At 55.9% G+C, this 19206-nt stretch carries 19 protein-coding genes; 9 read left to right on the forward strand and 10 right to left on the reverse strand.

Going from position 1 to position 19206, the window contains the following annotated elements:
• The first annotated feature begins 57 nt into the window (after positions 1-57).
• The 8 genes from H586_RS19770 (at position 58) to H586_RS0117585 (ending at position 9676) form a co-directional block, all read left to right on the forward strand.
• Positions 58-822, forward strand: a complete 765-nt coding sequence (locus H586_RS19770; RefSeq protein WP_162147985.1) for a tetratricopeptide repeat protein — start codon at positions 58-60, stop codon at positions 820-822.
• A 678-nt stretch (positions 823-1500) separates the two neighbouring features.
• Positions 1501-2241, forward strand: coding sequence for a class I SAM-dependent methyltransferase (locus H586_RS0117550; RefSeq protein WP_011366210.1), 741 nt, complete (start codon positions 1501-1503; stop codon positions 2239-2241).
• 240 nt (positions 2242-2481) lie between these two features.
• Positions 2482-3735, forward strand: a complete 1254-nt coding sequence (gene hisS / locus H586_RS0117555) for a histidine--tRNA ligase (RefSeq protein WP_011366211.1) — start codon at positions 2482-2484, stop codon at positions 3733-3735.
• A gap of 62 nt (positions 3736-3797) precedes the next feature.
• Positions 3798-5618 carry an aspartate--tRNA ligase gene (aspS, locus tag H586_RS0117560; RefSeq protein ID WP_011366212.1) on the forward strand — a complete coding sequence of 607 codons (1821 nt, stop codon included), beginning with the start codon at positions 3798-3800 and terminating at the stop codon, positions 5616-5618.
• A gap of 210 nt (positions 5619-5828) precedes the next feature.
• Positions 5829-6338: a peptide deformylase gene (def, locus tag H586_RS0117565; protein WP_011366213.1), complete on the forward strand. Its 510-nt coding sequence runs from the start codon at positions 5829-5831 to the stop codon at positions 6336-6338.
• Entirely contained in the window at positions 6314-7303 is a 990-nt protein-coding gene (gene fmt, locus H586_RS0117570; protein WP_011366214.1) for a methionyl-tRNA formyltransferase, read from the forward strand. Before def ends, fmt begins: the two co-directional genes overlap by 25 nt.
• A 166-nt stretch (positions 7304-7469) precedes the next feature.
• Positions 7470-8345, forward strand: a complete 876-nt coding sequence (locus H586_RS19775) for a DUF116 domain-containing protein (protein WP_051364095.1) — start codon at positions 7470-7472, stop codon at positions 8343-8345.
• Positions 8342-9676, forward strand: coding sequence for a transcription antitermination factor NusB (locus H586_RS0117585; protein ID WP_011366217.1), 1335 nt, complete (start codon positions 8342-8344; stop codon positions 9674-9676). The genes H586_RS19775 and H586_RS0117585 overlap by 4 nt, the downstream gene beginning before the upstream one ends.
• A 273-nt stretch (positions 9677-9949) precedes the next feature.
• Here the strand turns inward: H586_RS0117585 and H586_RS0117595 are convergent, their stop codons facing one another.
• The 8 genes from H586_RS0117595 to H586_RS0117635 form a co-directional block, all read right to left on the reverse strand.
• A complete protein-coding gene (locus H586_RS0117595) occupies positions 9950-10330 on the reverse strand; it encodes a DnaJ family domain-containing protein (RefSeq protein ID WP_027182661.1) in 381 nt (126 codons plus the stop codon).
• 2 nt (positions 10331-10332) lie between these two features.
• Complete coding sequence (locus H586_RS0117600) at positions 10333-10998, reverse strand: hypothetical protein (RefSeq protein WP_027182662.1); 666 nt, start codon at positions 10996-10998, stop codon at positions 10333-10335.
• Between the two features lie 18 nt (positions 10999-11016).
• A complete protein-coding gene (locus tag H586_RS0117605) occupies positions 11017-11958 on the reverse strand; it encodes an MlaD family protein (protein ID WP_011366220.1) in 942 nt (313 codons plus the stop codon).
• A gap of 22 nt (positions 11959-11980) precedes the next feature.
• Positions 11981-12751 carry an ABC transporter ATP-binding protein gene (locus tag H586_RS0117610; RefSeq protein ID WP_011366221.1) on the reverse strand — a complete coding sequence of 257 codons (771 nt, stop codon included), beginning with the start codon at positions 12749-12751 and terminating at the stop codon, positions 11981-11983.
• Positions 12752-12754: 3 nt separating this feature from the next.
• Positions 12755-13507: an ABC transporter permease gene (locus H586_RS0117615; RefSeq protein WP_011366222.1), complete on the reverse strand. Its 753-nt coding sequence runs from the start codon at positions 13505-13507 to the stop codon at positions 12755-12757.
• A 2-nt stretch (positions 13508-13509) separates the two neighbouring features.
• Positions 13510-13827: an STAS domain-containing protein gene (locus tag H586_RS19780; RefSeq protein ID WP_034619688.1), complete on the reverse strand. Its 318-nt coding sequence runs from the start codon at positions 13825-13827 to the stop codon at positions 13510-13512.
• A 298-nt stretch (positions 13828-14125) separates the two neighbouring features.
• Complete coding sequence (locus H586_RS0117630; RefSeq protein WP_011366224.1) at positions 14126-15160, reverse strand: bifunctional ADP-heptose synthase; 1035 nt, start codon at positions 15158-15160, stop codon at positions 14126-14128.
• Positions 15161-15175: 15 nt separating this feature from the next.
• Positions 15176-16093 carry a ParB/RepB/Spo0J family partition protein gene (locus H586_RS0117635; protein WP_011366225.1) on the reverse strand — a complete coding sequence of 306 codons (918 nt, stop codon included), beginning with the start codon at positions 16091-16093 and terminating at the stop codon, positions 15176-15178.
• 83 nt (positions 16094-16176) lie between these two features.
• Here H586_RS0117635 and H586_RS0117640 point away from each other — a divergent pair, with 83 nt between their 5' ends.
• Positions 16177-16590 carry a hypothetical protein gene (locus H586_RS0117640; protein ID WP_011366226.1) on the forward strand — a complete coding sequence of 138 codons (414 nt, stop codon included), beginning with the start codon at positions 16177-16179 and terminating at the stop codon, positions 16588-16590.
• A gap of 5 nt (positions 16591-16595) precedes the next feature.
• On the opposite strand, the gene H586_RS0117645 is transcribed toward H586_RS0117640, so the two are convergent.
• Together H586_RS0117645 and H586_RS0117650 are read right to left on the reverse strand one after the other, a co-directional pair.
• Positions 16596-17375 (reverse strand): ParA family protein, encoded by a 780-nt coding sequence (locus tag H586_RS0117645; RefSeq protein ID WP_011366227.1) that lies wholly within the window; start codon positions 17373-17375, stop codon positions 16596-16598.
• A gap of 338 nt (positions 17376-17713) precedes the next feature.
• Complete coding sequence (locus H586_RS0117650; RefSeq protein ID WP_027182665.1) at positions 17714-18721, reverse strand: NAD-dependent epimerase; 1008 nt, start codon at positions 18719-18721, stop codon at positions 17714-17716.
• Between the last annotated feature and the right edge of the window lie 485 nt (positions 18722-19206).

Here is a 19206-nt window from a genome sequence, read left to right on the forward strand (position 1 = left end):
GCGGGCATGATGCTGCAAAGGCAGACTGTTGCGCGTTGCGCACTGTGCATTACTGTCATGCTTTGGGCCTTTTTTTCATGGGGCTGCAAAGAAAATGACGGCCGTGCCGACCTGCTCGCTCTGGCGCGTACCGCCTTTGCCGAAAAGCAGTACATAGAGGCCGAGCGCCATTACGAACGTTATCTGCAGTTGTATCCCCATGCGGAAAACCGCTGGGAGGTATGGAACAAGCTTGTGGAGATAGCGCGCGGAGTGCGCGGAAAGCCTTCAGCGGCGGCAGAACTGCTTGAATCCATGTATCTTGAATTCGGGCTTGAGCCGCAGCGGGCGCAGTCTGTACTTCATGATCTTGCTTCGCTGTATGAAGAGCTGCACCGGCGTGACAGAGCGCTGGAAGTGTGGCTGAAGTATCAGACTTTGCCGGATCTGACAGACCGGCAACAGGCCGAAGCGCACAGGCGCGCGGCACGGATATACCGGGACCGCGGCGAATACGATCTTGCGCTTGAATCCCTGCGGGCCTGTCTGGATATGGAACTGCCTCAGGATATGCACGCCCGTTGCGTGTACGAACTGGCACAGACCGATATCTACATGAACAACTACCGCAGAGCCGAAAGTCTGTTGCGTGAGCTGCAGGGCATGACCGCAGCCGAAAGCACTGTGCGCGCTCTGGGCATGCTGGCACTCGCCGATGTGCTGCAGCATCAGAAGCGTTACGCAGAAGCGCGCAACGTCCTGAAGGGAATTCAGGACAGCTATCCTAACCCGCAGGTCATAGAAACACGCCTGCGCATGCTGGATGACAAACTGAACCGCTGAATCCCGCAGGCCGCTCCGGTACATCCGGAGCGGCATTTTCTCTTTCTCCGCTTCTTCCTCCGGTTGGCAAGGTCGATCATCTCCCTGCCTGCCGGAGGCTGTTTATTTTTGTTTCAGATTTTGTATGTCTCCGACGGGCAAGGGGAATGATTCCCCTTGCATCCCCCATTGCGCCCGGCGCGGACCGGTCAGCTGTACCCTTTTGGGCGTACGGGGCGGCATCACCGGTCCGGCGCAAGACAGTACAGCGCGCTGCAGGCGTATCTGCGGAACATGCAAGGCGCGCACCGAGGGTGCAGGGAGATCATCTCCCTGCCTGCCGGAGGCTGTTTTTGTTTCTGGTTTTGTATGTCTCCGACGGGCAAGGGGAATGATTCCCCTTGCATCCCCCATTGCGCCCGGCGCGGTCCGGTCAGCTGTGCGCTTACGGGCGTACGGGGCGGCATCACCGGTCCGGCGCAAGGCAGTACAGCGCGCCGCAGGCGTATCTGCGGAACATGCAAGGCGCGCACTGAGGGTGCAGGGAGATGATCTCCCTGCCCGCCGGAGGCTGTTTTTATTTCAGGTATTTTTATATCTGCAACGTGTATGACGTCCCTGCGGCTTTACTTGTCGGGAACTGGTATTGACCCATGCGGCGCTTGTGATAGTTTTTTTCTTCACCGTAAGGGGTAGCGCATGTGGGATGAAAAGCACGTTCAGAGATACGAAGCCTGGTATGCGGGCAAAGCCGGCAGTTTTGCCCTGCGTCAGGAAAAGCGTCTGCTGGAGAATCTGATTTCCGGCTGGCCGCGGCGTGGGCGTTCGCTGCTTGAGGTGGGCTGCGGTCCGGGATATTTTCTGGAAATGTTCTGGGAAGCCGGTCTGGACGTGACGGGGCTTGACCGTTCTTTGGCCATGCTTGATGCCGCCCGGGCGCGCATGGGCAACCGTGCCCGGCTGGATGTTGGTAACGGCGAGCATCTGCCGTATGAAGATAACCGGTTTGATTATGTGGCATTGCTGGCCAGTCTTGAGTTCATGGAGAATCCGCAGGCTGCTCTTGAGGAGGCAATCCGGGTTGCGGCGCGTGGTGTTGTAGTGGGCTTTCTGAACAGCTGGAGCCTGTATTATGCGTTGTCCGGCCGTAAGCGCTGTCCGGCATCGGGCACGTTGCAGGCGGCGCAGTGGTATTCTCCGTACAGGATAAGGGCCATGCTGCGGGAGGCTGCCGGTAATAAGCCCATGACCTTGCGCTCTGTGTTGCCGGGACCTGTTGTCACATGGCGCGATGTGCTGATTTTCCGTCTGTGCAATGGCTGGGTTTCTCCGCTGCCGTTTGGCGGATTTGCGGCCGTGCGGCTTGATCTGGTTAATATTGCGCCTGTTACGCCGATCATGGCCAAGGCGAAGTCGGTAAAACCGGTGCCCAGCGGATAATGGACAGGCAGGAATGTTTCTGAGCGGGGAATCCCGCTTTTTTTATGCCGGTGGTGCGCGGATGAAGGAGCGATGAGGGGATGTGCTGTTTATCAGCGGCACAGGCTGATTTTGAGGCATGCTTGTTTTTGACAAGACTCGGGCTATGGACTACAGAAGGCTGTTTCACCGGTGTGCCGCGCTTTCGTGGCGGTGGTGCAGCACCGTGACAACGTAATTTGTCTGTATGGATTGCCAGCTATGAGTAATGTAAAGAAAATAAAGGGTTTTGCAGACCTTTTTTCACCGGAAAGCGACGTGTTCACCTTTATGGAGAATACGGCACGCGATGTGTTTTCATCCTATGGCTACGGAGAGTTGCGCACGCCTATTCTTGAGCGCACGGAACTGTTCTGCCGTTCCATAGGCACGGAAACCGACGTGGTGCAGAAGGAAATGTATACGTTTCCTGACCGGAAAAACCGGTCTCTGACCATGCGGCCGGAAGCGACAGCCGGAGTGATGCGGGCTTATATCGAAGGTTCGCTGCATAGTCAGGAGCAGGTTTCAAAGCTGTTCACGTTTGGTCCCATGTTCCGGTACGAGCGTCCGCAGAAGGGGCGCATGCGGCAGTTTCATCAGATCAACTGCGAATGTCTCGGCCCGCAGGAACCGTATGCAGACGCGGAAATAATCCTCATGCTGCTGATGTTCCTCAAGCGCATAGGTTTGTCCGGCCTTGAGCTGCAGATCAATTCACTGGGCTGCCGTGAGTGCCGTCCGCAGTATCATGCGGCACTCAGGGCGTTTCTGGCGTCGCTTGATACGGCAGAACTGTGTGAAGACTGCCGCAGGCGCATGGAAACAAACCCCCTGCGCGTGCTGGACTGCAAGGTGCCGCGCTGTAAAGAGCTGACAGCGGATGCTCCGGTGATACTCGACCATACCTGCGATGCCTGTTCGGAGCATCATTCCGTGGTGCTCGGCATGTTGGAGCGTGCCGGTGTGGTGTATACGGCAAACCCCCGTCTGGTGCGCGGTCTTGATTATTACAACCGCACCACATTTGAAGTGGTATGCGGCGAAATAGGTGCACAGTCTTCCGTTGCCGGTGGCGGCCGGTACGACGGTCTTGTGTCGCAGCTGGGCGGTCCCGATGTGCCGGGCATCGGCTTTGCGTGCGGTATGGAACGTCTGGCGCTGGCGCTGGAGCAGAAGGCGCAGCGCGAAGTGCCGCGTCCTGATTTTCTGGTGGCAGTGCTGGAACAGGACGGTCTTGAGCGCGGAATGATGCTGGCTGAGGCCCTGCGCGAAAGCGGGCTGAAAGGTGAAGTCAGCTTTGCCGCCCGCAGCATGAAAAGCCAGATGCGGCAGGCCGGAAAACGCAATGTACGCAAGGTGCTGCTGCTGGGCGGCAGCGAGATTGCCGACGGTACAGTTACCGTGAAAGACATGGACACCGGCGGGCAGACGACAATTTCCCTGGACGCAGCACCCGGTGCTGTGGCTGACTGATTAACTTTTTTCGACAGTATCTTGGCGGGGTCGGATGCCCGCCGGAAACAGAGGTATACTTCATGAGCGACCAGAATTTGGACATTCAGCAGGATCACCAGAAATATGTGGAGTCTCTTGGCGATTGGGCGCGCACCAATACGTGCGGTGAGCTGAATGCCAATGCCATCGGGTCCGAAGTGTGCCTGATGGGCTGGGTTCAGTTTCGCCGTGACCACGGCGGCCTTATTTTTATCGATCTGCGCGACCGCAGCGGCCTGACACAGGTTGTGTTCAGCCCCGATGTCAGCGTGGACGCGCATGAGCGCGCTCACGTGCTGCGTTCCGAATACGTGCTGGCCGTGCGCGGCACTGTGCGTCCCCGCCCTGAAGGCATGGTGAACCCCAATATGAAGACGGGTGAAGTGGAAGTGTATGTTTCCGAGTGGAAACTGCTGAACACCTCCAAGACTCCTCCGTTTCAGGTGGAAGACCGCGTTGAGGCCAGCGAAAACCTGCGCCTTGAATACCGCTATCTCGACCTGCGCCGTCCGCGGCTTGCCCGCAACTTCCAGCTGCGCCACCGTGCCACGCAGGCTATCCGCAACTATCTTGACCAGCTGAACTTTCTGGAAGTGGAAACCCCGTATCTCACCAAATCCACTCCTGAAGGTGCCCGTGATTTTCTGGTGCCCAGCCGTATGAATCAGGGAGAATTTTACGCGCTGCCGCAGTCTCCGCAGATTTTCAAGCAGCTTCTGATGGTGGCCGGTATGGACCGCTATTATCAGATTGTGCGCTGTTTCCGCGACGAAGACCTGCGTGCCGACCGTCAGCCCGAGTTCACTCAGGTGGATATCGAGATGAGCTTTGTGGACGAAGAACGCGTGCAGTCCATGGCGGAAGGATTGATGGCGAGGGTTTTCAAGGAGACTCTGGGCATTGATGTGGCGCTGCCTTTCCCGCGTATGCCGTACGATCAGGCCATTGCCGAATATGGTCTGGACAAGCCTGACACCCGCTTTGATCTGCGCCTCAAGGATGTGACGGATATCCTGCGCGGTTCCGGATTCCGGCTGTTTGCCAAGGCGGAACTGGTCAAAGCCATGCGTGTGCCCGGCGGTGCCGTGCTTTCGCGCAAGGAAATTGACGACTTCACCGAGTTTGTGAAGGTTTACGGTGCGCAGGGGCTTGCGTGGATAAAGATTAAGGAAGACGAATGGCAGTCGCCCATTGCCAAGTTCCTTTCCGATGACGAGCGCGCCGCACTTACTACGGAACTGGGGCTGGAAACGGGCGATATCGTGTTCTTTCAGGCTGCTTCGCCCGACGTGGTCAATAACTCGCTGGGATACCTGCGCCTCAAGGTGGCCGACAGGTTCGGGCTTATTCCCGAAAACAGCTACAATTTCCTGTGGGTGACTGATTTTCCCCTGTTTGAATACTCGCCCGAAGATAAGCGCTATGTAGCCTGCCACCATCCTTTCACTGCGCCTCAGGTAGGCCACGAAGAACTGATGGTCAGCGATCCGGCCAAAGCCCGCGCCCGTGCATATGACCTTGTGCTCAACGGTAACGAAGTGGGCGGCGGATCCATACGCATCCACAGTCGCGAAGCACAGGAACATATGTTCCGCGCTCTGGGCTTTGATCCGCAGGAAGCCGAGGAACAGTTCGGTTTTCTCATGCAGGCGCTGGAACTGGGCGCACCGCCTCATGGCGGCATAGCCTTCGGCATGGACCGTCTGGTCATGCTGCTGGCGGGCTCCGCATCCATCCGCGATGTCATAGCCTTCCCGAAAACACAGAAGGCAACCTGTCTGATGACGCATGCCCCTGATCAGGTAGCGGCAAAACAGCTGCGCGAGCTTGGCATCAGACTACGTGAAAAACAGGAAGCGTAATAACCATGTACGCCCCGGCGGAAAACCGCCGGGGCGTTTTGTACGCTGTGCCGTGTCGCCGGCATATTGAAGTGTTGCCGCTGCATGCATGCGGGTGTATGGCAGAAGGCGGCGGTTGTCCGTGCGGCAGGGGCTTTTCAACGGATGTACTGTGCTTATTATTTGTCTGAAACGCCGTTGTGCGTAAGCCCGCAGCAGGAAAAAAAAGCTATGATTCGAGAAATTCTGACATACCCCGACAGACGCCTTGCCATCGAATGCGAGGAAATTGAAGAGATAACAGACGAGATACGTCAGCTGGCAGCCGATATGGCTGAAACCATGTATGACGCAGACGGTATCGGTCTGGCTGCGCCGCAGGTGGGTGCCACCTGCCGGCTTATTGTGGTCGATGTTTCCGGCCCGGAGGCGCGCGAGGACCTGCGGACATACATTAATCCGCGTCTTGAGCTGCTGGAGGGCAAGGTTGATACCGAAGAGGGCTGCCTGTCCGTGCCTGCACTGCGCAGCAAGGTAACCCGTACTGAAAAGGTACGTCTGCACGCCACCGACCTTGACGGCAACGCCGTGTGCATTGACGCCGACGGACTGCTTTCCATCTGTCTGCAGCACGAAATAGACCATCTGGACGGTACGCTGTTTATCGACAAGATAAGCCGCCTTAAGCGTTCACTCTATGACAACAAAGTGAAAAAATGGCAGAAGCGCGCGAAAAACTGAAAATAGTCTACATGGGCACGCCGGATTTTGCGGCGACGGTACTTTCTCATCTGCTTGCGTGGGAAGACGCCGAGGTGCTTGCTGTGTACACGCAGCCCGACAGGCCCTGCGGCCGCGGGCTGGAATGCCGTCCTTCCGCTGTGAAATCGCTGGCTCTGGAACACGGCCTGCCTGTATTCCAGCCGCTTAATTTCAAGGCCGAAGAAGATGTGCGTCAGCTTGCCGCGCTGCAGCCTGATGTGCTTGTGGTAGCTGCATACGGGCTTATTCTGCCGCAGTGCGTTCTTGATATAGCACCGCGGGGTGCGGTGAACGTGCACGCCTCGTTACTGCCGCGGTACCGCGGTGCCGCCCCTATTCAGCGGGCCATCATGAACGGTGACGCCGTGACAGGTGTGACCATAATGCAGATGGAGGCCGGTCTGGACAGCGGGCCCATGCTGCTGCAGAGGGCTACCGGCATAGGTATTACCGATACGGCGGCAACTATGCATGACGAACTGGCCGATCTGGGCGGCAGGCTGCTGGTAGAAGCGCTGGGGCGGATGATGAAAGGCGAACTGGTGCCCATGGAACAGAACCATGAGGCTGCCACCCACGCTCCCAAACTGACCAAGGCCGACGGTGAAATTGTATGGAACCGTCCTGCCCGTGAAGTGGATGCTCATATCCGCGGGGTTCATCCGTGGCCGGGGGCTTTTTTTGCGCTGCGCCGCGAAGGGCATAAAACATTGCGCGTGGGTATAGAACCCGGCTGCACGGGTGATGCCGTGCCCGAAGGGGTCAAGCCCGGCACGGTGACAGGTATGGCAGGCGACAGGCTGGCCATTGCCTGTGCTGACAGGTTGTACCTTGTTTCTTCGCTGCGTCCTGCCAGCCGCAAGCCCATGACTGCTTCTGCTTTTTACTGCGGATATCTGGCCGAATGCACTCTGGCGGAGTGTGTCGGTCTGGATGAATGCTGAGACCCTGCTTCTGTGGCCGGCTGTGGTCTGCTGCCGTGGCCGGCGACAGCCCTTCTGCAGTGTATGCGGCAGAAACTTCTTTTCTGCCGGTGTGTTATTTTTCTTTTCCGGTCGTGCCGTGCCGCGGGTATTGATTGCCTTTCCCGCCTTTTGCTAAGGTTACCTTATGAATCCGACCACACCCGACCGCAGCGACGCTGCATCAGAAGCCGGACCGGAAAGGTATTACGGGGCCCGCAAGCGGCTGTTCATAGGGCTGATAACCGGCACTTCGGTTATTCTGTGCACCATTCTGTTGCTGGTATGGGCGATACCCTCCATCGGGCTTGCCAACATTCACCCTGCGCTGCCGTATGTTTCCGGCCTTTTCATGCTCTCGCTCATACTGCTTATCGCATGGGCGGCGCTGGGGCTTGTGCTGAACATAGTCAAAGGGCGTCCGGTGCTGGGTACCAGCCGCATCCGCGGCCTGACCATCAAGCTGTTTCTGCCGCTCATGGTCATGCTGGCCCGTTTTTTCGGTATTCCCAAAGAAAAAGTGCGTCACAGTTTCATCCGTGTGAACAACGAACTTATCAGAGGTGAAACAGGGCGCTTTAATCCCGATGAAATTCTGATACTTACCCCGCACTGTCTGCAGAACAGCAACTGTCCCGTGCGGCTTACGTATAACGTTGACCGCTGTAAACGCTGCGGTTCATGCCCCATAGGCGACCTGATAGCTCTGCGCGATCATTACGGAGTGTCGCTGGCAGTGGCCACGGGCGGCACCATAGCGCGCCGCATTGTGGTGCAGCAGCGTCCCAGATTCATTGTTGCCGTCGCATGCGAGCGCGACCTTACATCCGGTATTCAGGATACATATCCTCTGCCGGTATACGGTGTTCTTAACGAACGCCCCAACGGCCCGTGCCTTGATACGCTCGTGCCCATGCAGCTTATGGAAGTTGCGCTCCGCATGTTTATCCATAATCCTCCTCCTCCGCTCGACCTTGAAGCTGCCATAAAAGCCGAGGCTGAACTTAAACGAGGCCGTTCATGAAAAAACAGTCCCCTCGCCGTGGCGGTGTTGCAACACTTCCTCCGGCACGAGGTGCCGCTCTGGAAATATTGCGCGATGTGCTTGATAAAAAGCGTGAAGCACAGAGTGTGCTGGACAGTTACCTTAAAGACAACAGATTAAGCCCTCAGGATGCCGCTCTGTGCACGGAGCTTGTGTATGGATACCTGAGGTCGGAAATCAGAATTTCGTGGCTTATACGCCGTTTTTTAAAGCCGGATTCACGGCTGCCCGCGGAGCTTTTGCTGACAATGGGTATTTCTGTGTATGAAATACTGTATTTACAGCGTGTTCCTGTATATGCGTCGGTGGACTGGGCTGTTTCGTATGTGCGTTCGCGGTTCGGAACAGGACTTTCGCGTCTGGCCAACGCTGTTTTGCGCAGCATCGACCGGCTGGGCGATGCTCCGCTGCAATCCGGCTGGTATCGTGAAACGCTGCAGGCCGAAGGCGTTGATACCGCAGGATACCTGTCGGTATGGTATGCCGCTCCGCGGTGGGTTGTTGATATGTGGATTGAAGCATATGGCGAGGAACGTGCTGAGCAGTATCTTGCCGGTTCATCACGTCACGCTCCTGCCGGGGTGCGCATCAACCTGCGGCATCCCGAAGGGCCGCAGACGCATGCCCGCCTGACCGCTCATCCTTCATGTATCGGGCACAGTGCCGCAGGATTGCTTTTTGCTTCCGACTCCCGCCCTGCCGAACTGTATGTTCTGCAGGAGGAGGGAATAGCTTCGTCGCAGTCTTTTGCCGTGCAGGAAGTTATGGACGCACTGCGTCCCGAAACATGGGAAGGCCCTGTGTGGGACTGCTGCTGCGGACGCGGCGGTAAAACATGTTCGCTGCTCGAACGGGGCGTGGATGTATGCGCAGCCAGTGATCCCAGTGAAAAACGTCTTAAAGGGCTGCGTACGGAGCTGGAGCGGCTGGGGCTGCCTGATGTTCCGTTGTTTGCTGCTCCCGCCTCGCAGGTTCCGGAGGGTATAGCTCCTCGTGCCGTGCTGGCTGATGTGCCCTGCTCCGGACTTGGTACGCTTTCACGCCGTCCCGACATACGGCAGCACCGCACTCCCTATTCCATGGCGCGGCTGGTTACGCTGCAGTCGGAAATTCTGGACAATGTCTGGCAGGTTCTGCCCGCAGGCGGCCTGCTTGCTTACATTACCTGTACTCTGAATCCCGAGGAAAACGAACTGCAGATAGCCCGGTTTATGGAGCGCAGCCAGGCACAGCTGATGCTGGAGTGGACGACTCCGCCCGACAGCCCTGCGTGTGAATATTTTTACGCGGCACTGCTGCGCAAAGCGTGACATGATTCAGTATGATTTGCCCGCCATCCTTTATGGGATGGCGGGCTTTTTGTATGCACCGCCCTGCACAGGGCAGGAGGAGAACGTGGCACTTCAGGTTATGATGGGGTGAAAGACATCCTTTTGATCTGCTGATTGTTCGCAGCTGTCCGGCAACGCCGGAAGGCAAAACACAAGCATGTCACGACGGGTGACGTGCACATTGCAGCTCTTGCAAAACCGGACTGCGCATATGATGCGGCAGTTGAATCAATGCCCCGTCGGTACAGCACATCAGCTGCCGCCGTTCACCGTCACTCTTTCCACGGTTTTGCGGTAGTATTCCTGCAATTCTTCCAGCCGCACCGGATAGCGGCGGCCGCGGTTTATACGGGCAAGAAGCACCTGTACCTTATTCATCTGCCGGTAGCGCACCTGCTCGTCGCTGCATGTGTCCAGCAGCTCCATTATGGAATGGACTTCTTTCAAATCCTGCGCTTCCGGCGGCATAAATCCGCTGTTTTTCAATATCTTGTATGCCATGCGCAATTCCGGCGGCATCAGCGGGTCATCATTGTGCACCAGTGGCTTGCCTTTGCCTTCATAGTCATCCAGCTCACCATTTTCCGCCGCTTCTTTAATGCGTTGCTCGGCTATATATTGCATGCAGTCCATGGTTACCGCGTGCCCTTTATCTGTTGCGGCAGCGCCGGCAGCGCCAGAGTTTCCAGCCATGCACGCGTCTGTCCGGCAAGATTTTGCAGCACTTCTGATGCAGCACCTGCAATGCGGTCGGCCTCCATCCGCGTAATACTTTTTTCAGCCCGCAGCTCAGTTATGGCCGCTCTCCGTGTTTCGTCAGGTGTCCACAGCTCCAGCCGTACGGCGCCCCGCACCGTATACGGCGTGTCCGCAACCACCTCGAAGGCCGTGATGGTGGTGTGCAGAACGCCGTCAAGCTGTCTTCGCGGCACCGGGTGTGTACTTATGTCGTAATACGGCATGACAGCTGTTTCGTTTTCAAGGGTCCGCGTGAACAAGGCGGCCGGTGTCCCTTCCCAGTACCATGTGGTGCTGGGAACAAGCACATTGCCCCGCGCCACCAGTACGGCCGTTCTGTTGAGTGCCGGCATGGTGCCTGTCTCCTGCAGGCGCAGATGCCGTTTTTCGTCTTCGGCACAGGTTGTCTGCGGTTGTTCCCGCAGGGCGTGGCCTGCATTGATCCGGAGCAGATTTTCTCTGGGGCCGCCTGTTCTGCCGCAACCGACAGCCAGCAGCAGGCATGCCAGCAGCACAGTGGCTGCCAATACTGCGGTATGGTGAGTATGGCGTATGTTTGTCATAAGTGTTGTCCGCCGGCGTTATCTCGTTATTTCGTGTGATTCGTCCGGATGAAAGATAATCTGCCATGGTCTGTCCCGCAGAGAGCGCGAAAGCAGATTGAGATTTTCTGTCAGTTCCCGCGTGTTGCGTAAAATTTCTTCCACCTGTGCCTGATCGTATTCCATGTTTTCTTCAAACCTGCCGGAAAGCGCCGTCAGCATGCCGCCCAGCGTTTCGGTCTGCATCCGTACTGCTTCCATGGCCAGACGAGTGCTTTCCAGCGCTTCATCGGCTTTGTGCGCGCTGCCCTGCACTGTGCGCATCACGTTGCGCGCTTCACGTATTCCCTGTCTGGCATCGCCGCTTACAGCCTGTATTTCTGTTGTCATGGTCTTTATGCCCTGTGCTGCGTTGTGCAGCACGGCATTCATGTTCCGGGTCACTCCTGCCATGTCCTGACTGTTTATCGTGGCAAGCAGTATATCAAGGCTGTCGGCTATGCGTACCAGCTTGGGATGCAGCTCCTGAACAAGATGCCCCACGGAAGCAGCCGCTTCAAAGATCGAAGTGCTGGTATCTGCGGGTATTTCGCTCTGTACCGGCAGTTTTTGTCCGGGCCGGGCTTTCAGGCTCAGCAGAACGTAGTTATCTCCCACCAGTCCCTTTTGGGTTATGCTGGCCACTGTGCCCTGATATACGGCAAAATCCTGCTGCACGCCGATGGTCACATGCACCTGCCCCGGGTCCATCTTATCCACCGAAATATCTAGCACACGCCCGATGTTGATACCTGCATATTTTACCGGCCGCCCCACTGAAAGATCTTTCACCGTCAGAAATCTGATGTGATAGGTGTCTAGCTTTTCCCAGAATCTGTGTCCGCCGAAAGCCACAATGAAAAGCCCCAGCACCGCGAGCCCCAGCGTTATTGTCAGGCCCGCTCTGACCATCTCTTTTGTTGTATGTTTTCTGTCCAGCATGTTGTCCCCGGCTACCGGTGCGTTACAGCAGCCAGTCCGGTGTTTTTCTGGCATCCGGCCGGCGTTCCAGAAATTGCCTGATGTATCTGTCCTGCGACTTGCGCAGATCATCTGTTTTGCCGGTAAACAGCACCCTGCCCGCATGCAGCACAATGACATGCTGTGCAATACGGTACAGGCTGTCCAGATCATGGGTGACCACCAGTATGGTCATCTGCAGTGAATCATGCATGTCTGTAATCAGTTGATCCACCTCTGCCGCCGTTATGGGGTCAAGCCCTGCAGATGGCTCGTCACACAGTAGAATTCCCGGATCCAGAGCCAGTGCCCGGGCAAGACCAGCCCTTTTGCGCATACCTCCGGAAAGCTGTGCAGGCAGCATGTCCATTACATTATCAAGCCCGACCAGCGACAGCTTGAGCCGCACAACAGTGCGTATGGTTTCATCGTCCAGACGCGTGTGCTCCATCAGGGGCAGGGCCACGTTTTCGCCCACTGTCAGCGACCCCAGCAACGCGCCGCCCTGAAACAGCACCCCCATGTTGCGCCGGTAGCTGTACAGCTGCTCGCTGTTCATGGCGCACAGATCGTCCTGCCCGATATATATCCGGCCGCGCCGGGGCAGCTGCAGCCCCAGTATGTGACGCAGTAAGGTTGATTTTCCGCAACCGGAACCGCCCAGCACAACAGTTATCTTGCCGGCCGGAATGGTCAGATGCAGGTTGTGCAGCACAATATTGTGCGGGTAGCCCACATCGACATCCTGCAGGGTTATGGATGGTGAAGAGTGCATGATCTATCCTGCCAGATAATTGATGGCTGTAAAAAACAGATCAAGCAGGATGACCATGAATATTGACTGCACAACAGCCTTGGTGGTGCGTCTGCCCACATCCGCCGCACCACCCTGTGCCATGAATCCCTGCCAGCAACATATCAGGGTGATGGCTGTACCGAAACCGGCGGCTTTGACCACGCTGGAAACAACATCGCCCGTACCCAGAAAATACACGGCCTGATTCAGGTACCCGCTGAATGAAAGCCCCAGCCCCAGCGCAGCGAACAGACCGCCGGAAATGATACCCACAAGGTCTGCCCACAGTGTAAGCACAGGAAGCATGATCAGCATGGCACAAAGCTTGGGCACCACAAGATACCGTACAGGCGAGATGCCTATGACCTCAAGCGCGTCAATCTCTTCATATATCTGCATGGTTGATATTTCGGCGCAGAATGCCGCTCCGGAACGGCCTGCCAGAATGATGGCTGTAAGCAGCGGTCCCAGTTCCTTGACAATGGTCACGCTGACCATGTTAGCCACATAGCTCAGCGCCCCCACCTTTTCCAGCTGCTGCGCCGCCTGCAGCGCCAGAATCATACCCGTGCAGGCAGCGATAACTGAAACAATACCCAGCGATCTTGTGCCCGTTTCGGCAAGCTGATGCCACATCAGCCGCCGGTAGAAAACGCGCTGCCGGCGACGTGCCTGTGCAGGCCACGACAACAGACTGTTTATCAGCCAGACGAATGTCTGCACCTCGCGCGGCATGCTCAGTCTGCCCTGTCCTTCCGCAGACCGAAAATCGGAGCTATCTGGGTGAGTTCAAAAAGTTGCCGCACGCGCACCGAAGCTGCACTTATGCGTATTTCTCTGGACTGTTCCTGCAGTTTCCTGCGCAGTTCTATCAGTAACGCAAGCCCCGTGCTGTCTATGTAACTGACCTTTTCCATGTCCAGCACTACCGCCCCGCCGGAGGACTCGATATGCCTGTGCAAGGCTGCCCGCACCTGCGCAGCAACGCTGTAGTCAATTTCCCCTTCCAGAATAAGCGCCCCATTATCCGAAATGCTGCTTTGCCATACTGTCATCGTTGCCCCCCGTGCTGCATCAGACCACGTCAGTGCAGGCTTTTTTGTCTGTATTTTTCAGGATACGAAAAAATGACTCTTGTGCCAACCGGCATATTTAACGTTTGTCTTCCGCAACCGGAACTGGCGGCGTCAGCGGGTCGAAGCAAGGCCGTGCAACGCGTCGCAGGCGTATCTGTGGAAAATGTGATGCGCGTACTGAGGGTGCAGGGAGATCATCTCCCTGCCCGCCGGAGGCTGTTTGGGATGGATATACCGGACAAAGCAAAAAAGCTCCGGAAGGATCCGGAGCTTTTATTTACAGCCAGCGGCTGATAGCGGGTGCCTGATGCCTGCGGACGGCTTCTTCAAGTTCAGGAGGCGATACGGATGCAGCCCCGACCTGTCCCACAACAACACCTGCGGCAAAGTTTGCCAGCATGCAGCTGTCCAGCAGAGATATGCCGGCAGCCTGTGCCAGAGCCAGCGTTGCTATGACAGTGTCGCCTGCGCCTGTTACGTCAAATACGGCCTGCCCAGTGGTGGGTATGTGCCACACTTCATCCTGACCGTTAAAGAGCGCCATGCCGGAGGCCCCCAGTGTGGTCAGCAGTTTGCTGCAGTTGAGCAGTTCGAAGATACGTTTGCCTGCGGCAAGAATTTCTTCACGCGAACCGGCTGGCATACCTGCGCCTTCGCTTGTTTCCTTGGCGTTCGGTGTCAGGATGAAGACATCTTTATACAGCCGGAAGTTCCGTGTTTTGGGGTCGACAAAAACATTGTGGCGTACGCCGTGCCGGGCGGCATATGTATCCAGAAGCGTATTCAGCCGAGACATGAAGACGTCTGTAACCAGTCCTTTTCCGTAGTCGGAAAGAATGATTACATCATGGTGCGGGAGTCTGTCTTTTATGGCTTCAAGCACTCTGTCCAGTCCGGTGCCGGTCAGCGGAGAGGTGTCTTCGCGGTCTATGCGTACCATCTGCTGCTGTCTGGCCAGCACTCTTGTTTTAATGGTCGTTCTTCTGCCTTCTATATCAATCAGATTTGCCTGCAGGTTTTCGTTTTGCAGTACATGGCGCAGCGTTGCTGCGTTGCTGCCCGTACCGCACAGGCTTATCAGTTCCGGCTTTCCGCCCAGTGACTGGATATTTTTGGCCACGTTGCCGGCTCCGCCGATAAGCAGTTGCTCGCGCTCAACACCCACCACAGGCACGGGAGCTTCGGGTGATATACGCTCTGCATCGCCGATCAGGTACTCGTCCACCATCACGTCGCCGACGATAAGCACTCTTTTGCCGGTCAGAGCCGGTATGGCGGCGCACAGGCGTTCAGTATCAAAAGAATAGGTCATGGAGTGGCGCCTTTGCTACAGTTCAATGCCCAGCAGTGAAAGAACCCTTGCCAGCTCTTCCTGAGAAGAAAAAGACAACGTTACTTTTCCTTTTTCTTCCGAACCGGTGATACTGGCCTTTACCGGCATGGTTGCTTTAAGTTTTTCGCGCAGGCTGCTCATAGTCGGGCTGGGCATGGTTCTGGGAAGTGCGGAAGCCTTTTTTGCCGGGCCAGCGCTGTTTTCTGCGGGCAGTTCGCCGTGCTCTTTAAAGTATGCGGCCTGCTCTTCTGCTGCCCGTACGGTCAGCCCTTCGTCGATTATGCGTCTGTGCAATGCTGCGCGCGCGGTCTCGTCCGAAACGGATAACAATGTGCGGGCATGTCCGGCTGTCAGCGCTCCTTTTGTCAGGTCCTGCTGTGCTGCTTCGGGCAGCTGCAAAAGGCGCAGTGTATTGGCTACGGCAGATCGGCTTTTACCCAGTCTGGCGGCCAGCGTTTCCTGATTCATGCCGAACTGCTCTTTCAGCTGTGCCATGCCGTGAGCTTCTTCCATAGGGTTCAGGTCTTCGCGCTGCAGGTTTTCTATCAGAGCTACGGCAAGGGTCTCTTCATCCGTCAGGTTTTTGATGATGACGGGTACGTCTGTCACCCTTGCTTTCTGGCATGCCCGCCAGCGACGCTCTCCGGCGATTATTTCGTACATGCCTTCCGCGTTTTTGGCGGGCCGCACCAGAAGCGGCTGTAATACACCCTGTGAACGGATGGAGTCTGTCAGCTCCTGCAGAGCTTCTTCGCTGAAATGTTTGCGCGGTTGATCAGGATTAGGCATCAGCGCCTTTATGGATACTGTGCCCGGATTTTCATGTTTGGTATCTGCCGCGGGCGCTTCTTCCTGATAACCTTTAAACAGGGCATCCAGTCCGCGACCTAATCCTCTTTGCACAGCTGCCATTTCTCTCTCCTTGACAATATGTTGATTCCTCCTGAATTGTGTTGCAGCCCTATGCAAGCGCAACAACTATTCGGAGGCGAAGTATGTCTGATAAAAATACCCATGTGCTGCCGCTGTACGACAGGCAGGGCAACCTGCATTCAATAACCATCAGTGCAGAACTCTGGAACAGGGTGGGCCGCAAGGTTGCTCCCCTGCTGGAAAACGCCCTTGATGCCATGTATCCGACGGTGGAACAGCCGGAACCGCTGGAAGACTGGGAGTCCTTTAAAGAGTTCTGGGACTTCAGGTATCCTTTTAACGCCGAGGTGCAGTGCAACTGCTGCGGGGCAAAAACAGAAGACTGGGAGCATGATGCGGCCAAACCGTTTCGGCTGACCAATGCCAATCTTGGCGGGCTGCTGGTTTTTCGTTGCAAGGCCTGCGGGGCCACTGTGCGCAAAAAACACTTCAAAGACCACATCTGCTACGAACATACAGCCGTGTGCACCGAGTAACCGCCCTACCCGTTTTTCTGCTGGGGCCTTCTGAGCACAACTTCTTTGGACAGTGCCAGATAGGCCTCAGCGCCTTTTGATTTCACGTCATAATGAATGATTGATTTTCCGTAGCTCGGGGCTTCGGAAAGGCGCACATTTCTGGGTACCACTGTTTCAAACAAATGGTCCGGAAAACATTTGCGTACTTCATTTTTTACCTGACGAGAAAGTCTGTTTCGCAGGTCGTACATGGTAAGCACAACGCCCATCAGCGTCAGCCCCGGGTTAAGCCGTTTCTTTACCTGTTCGAAGGTCTGCAGCAGTTTGACAATGCCTTCCAGTGCAAAAAACTCGCATTGAAGCGGAATGAGCAATTCGCGTGCGGCACACAACGCATTCAGCGTGATAAGCCCCAGCGATGGCGGGCAGTCCAGAATTATATAATCGTATCTGCTTTCCAGATTTTTCAGGACATCTGTCAGATAATATTCTCTACCCATTTTATCCACCAGTTCCAGCTCCACGGCCACCAGATCGGTGGTGGTAGGCAGTACGGACAAATATTCCAGATTGGTGGGGTGAACGGCTTCCAGCGCTTCTTCCGGCCGGAAAAAAACCGTGTACAGGCTTTCGCCCAGTTGGTCCGGATCAATGCCCAGTCCGCTTGTGCCGTTAGCTTGCGGGTCGCAGTCTACCAGCAACACGCGTTTTTCCATCACTGCCAGCGAGGCCGCAAGGTTAATGGCAGTCGTGGTCTTGCCTACTCCACCCTTCTGGTTAGCGATAGCGATGATTCTTGCCACAGCACTCTCTCTCGGTTTGCACGTTCATGTTTCACGTGAAACATGACAAACAGTCATATTTCACGCTGAGGTCGAGTGTATAGCTAGTAAAGCGGCCAGAAAGTGTCAACGGGTGTCGGAGTATTTTTACAGGCGGCATGATTGCCTGTTTACAGCTTTAACCGCTCAACCACGGTGCTTTGCTGGTTGTTAAGGCAAAACTTAATGTTTCACGTGAAACAAAAGAAAGCCTGATGAGAAGTCTTTTTGTATTACAAAAAGAAATACGTTGAGCGAGACCATGCAGCAACAAAAAAGCCCGCAAAAGCGGGCCTGAAGTCTGGAGCTGTACACGGCAGCTATTTTTTGTAGTACTCCCGATACCAGCTCACAAAGTTTGCTATCCCTTCTTTGAGCGGAGTTCCGGGCTTGAAGCCGGTGTCGGCAATCAGGTCGTCCACATTGGCATATGTTGCTTCCACATCGCCGGGCTGCATGGGCATCATATTTTTAATGGCCTTTTTGCCCAGGCATTCTTCCAGAGTCGCGATGAACTCGCCAAGCTCTACCGTGTTGTTGTTGCCAATGTTGTAGATGCGGTACGGCGCAGGGCTGGAAGAAGGGTCAGGAGCTGTTCCGTCCCATTGGGGGTTGGGCTCGGGAGTGCGCATGGTTACGCGCACCACTCCTTCGATGATGTCATCAATATACGTGAAGTCGCGGCGCATGTGCCCCTCGTTGAACACATTGATGGGCTTGCCTTCCAGAATGGCTTTGGTGAACAGAAAAAGAGCCATGTCCGGTCTGCCCCACGGGCCGTATACGGTAAAGAACCGAAGCCCTGTGGTAGGCAGTCTGTAAAGATGGCTGTAGGTGTGAGCCATCAGTTCATTGGCTTTTTTGCTGGCGGCGTACAAGCTGATGGGATGGTCCACGTTGTCGTGTACGCTGAAAGGCATATTGGTGTTCAGACCGTAAACAGAGCTGGACGAGGCATACACAAGATGCTTCACCCCATTGTGGCGGCAACCTTCAATTATGTTGCCGAAGCCCACAAGGTTGGACTGGATATATGAACGCGGGTTTTCGATACTGTAGCGGACTCCGGCCTGAGCAGCCAGATTGACTACATGCGTGAACTGTTCTCTGGCAAAAAGCGCATCCATGGCCGTGTCGTCGGCAAGATCTGTGGGCGTAAAAGTAAAGCCCTTCTCCTGCTGCAAAAGGGCAAGGCGGTCTTTTTTCAGCTGTACGTCGTAGTAATCATTCAGGCAGTCAAGGCCTACAACAGTATGCCCTTCGGCAAGAAAACGTCTGGAAAGGTGAAACCCTATGAATCCGGCTGCGCCGGTGACTAGTATATGCATGTCTGATTCCTGTTCTGCTGCGCTGCTGCGCAGTCTGTGTGCGTAAAAAATGACAGGCGGAAATATAGAGCAAAAGTCCCCCGCCGTCACCTTTTGCCCTGAAGGTAATCCGGACGGATGAAAAATGCTGGTGGCAGAGGGTATCGCCGCCTACGGTAAGCATGAAAAATTTTACGTTCATGCCGGAAGCATTACAGGGAAGCTTGAATCCGGTTGCGCTGACGGGCCGCTCTTTTGACGCAGCCGTATCGTGTGATGAGCCGGTCCGCAAGTTCGCCGTTAGCCCGATAAGGCTCAGCTGACCGGAACCGCACATGCGCAACGGGGGATACAAGGGGAATCATTCCCCTTGCCCGTCGGAGAGCTATCACAATGCGATCTCACTCTGCCTCCGGCGGGCAGGGAGATGATCTCCCTGCACCCTCAAAGCGCGCATCGCATAGTTCATAGATACGCCTGCAGCGCGTTGTGCTGCGTTGTTCCGC

It is taken from the genome of Oleidesulfovibrio alaskensis DSM 16109 (genome assembly GCF_000482745.1).
Taxonomy (GTDB): domain Bacteria; phylum Desulfobacterota; class Desulfovibrionia; order Desulfovibrionales; family Desulfovibrionaceae; genus Oleidesulfovibrio; species Oleidesulfovibrio alaskensis.

Excerpts from the sequence above, each read along its gene's own strand:
- H586_RS0117630 (WP_011366224.1), bottom strand. The coding sequence starts at position 15,160 with ATGACCTATTCTTTTGATACTGAACGCCTGTGCGCCGCCATACCGGCT.
- aspS (WP_011366212.1), top strand. The coding sequence starts at position 3,798 with ATGAGCGACCAGAATTTGGACATTCAGCAGGATCACCAGAAATATGTG.
- H586_RS0117615 (WP_011366222.1), bottom strand. The coding sequence starts at position 13,507 with ATGCCGCGCGAGGTGCAGACATTCGTCTGGCTGATAAACAGTCTGTTG.
- H586_RS0117595 (WP_027182661.1), bottom strand. The coding sequence starts at position 10,330 with ATGGACTGCATGCAATATATAGCCGAGCAACGCATTAAAGAAGCGGCG.
- H586_RS0117610 (WP_011366221.1), bottom strand. The coding sequence starts at position 12,751 with ATGCACTCTTCACCATCCATAACCCTGCAGGATGTCGATGTGGGCTAC.
- H586_RS0117640 (WP_011366226.1), top strand. The coding sequence starts at position 16,177 with ATGTCTGATAAAAATACCCATGTGCTGCCGCTGTACGACAGGCAGGGC.
- fmt (WP_011366214.1), top strand. The coding sequence starts at position 6,314 with ATGGCAGAAGCGCGCGAAAAACTGAAAATAGTCTACATGGGCACGCCG.
- H586_RS19775 (WP_051364095.1), top strand. The coding sequence starts at position 7,470 with ATGAATCCGACCACACCCGACCGCAGCGACGCTGCATCAGAAGCCGGA.
- H586_RS0117600 (WP_027182662.1), bottom strand. The coding sequence starts at position 10,998 with ATGACAAACATACGCCATACTCACCATACCGCAGTATTGGCAGCCACT.
- H586_RS19770 (WP_162147985.1), top strand. The coding sequence starts at position 58 with ATGCTTTGGGCCTTTTTTTCATGGGGCTGCAAAGAAAATGACGGCCGT.
- hisS (WP_011366211.1), top strand. The coding sequence starts at position 2,482 with ATGAGTAATGTAAAGAAAATAAAGGGTTTTGCAGACCTTTTTTCACCG.
- H586_RS0117550 (WP_011366210.1), top strand. The coding sequence starts at position 1,501 with ATGTGGGATGAAAAGCACGTTCAGAGATACGAAGCCTGGTATGCGGGC.
- def (WP_011366213.1), top strand. The coding sequence starts at position 5,829 with ATGATTCGAGAAATTCTGACATACCCCGACAGACGCCTTGCCATCGAA.
- H586_RS0117605 (WP_011366220.1), bottom strand. The coding sequence starts at position 11,958 with ATGCTGGACAGAAAACATACAACAAAAGAGATGGTCAGAGCGGGCCTG.
- H586_RS0117635 (WP_011366225.1), bottom strand. The coding sequence starts at position 16,093 with ATGGCAGCTGTGCAAAGAGGATTAGGTCGCGGACTGGATGCCCTGTTT.
- H586_RS0117585 (WP_011366217.1), top strand. The coding sequence starts at position 8,342 with ATGAAAAAACAGTCCCCTCGCCGTGGCGGTGTTGCAACACTTCCTCCG.
- H586_RS19780 (WP_034619688.1), bottom strand. The coding sequence starts at position 13,827 with ATGACAGTATGGCAAAGCAGCATTTCGGATAATGGGGCGCTTATTCTG.
- H586_RS0117650 (WP_027182665.1), bottom strand. The coding sequence starts at position 18,721 with ATGCATATACTAGTCACCGGCGCAGCCGGATTCATAGGGTTTCACCTT.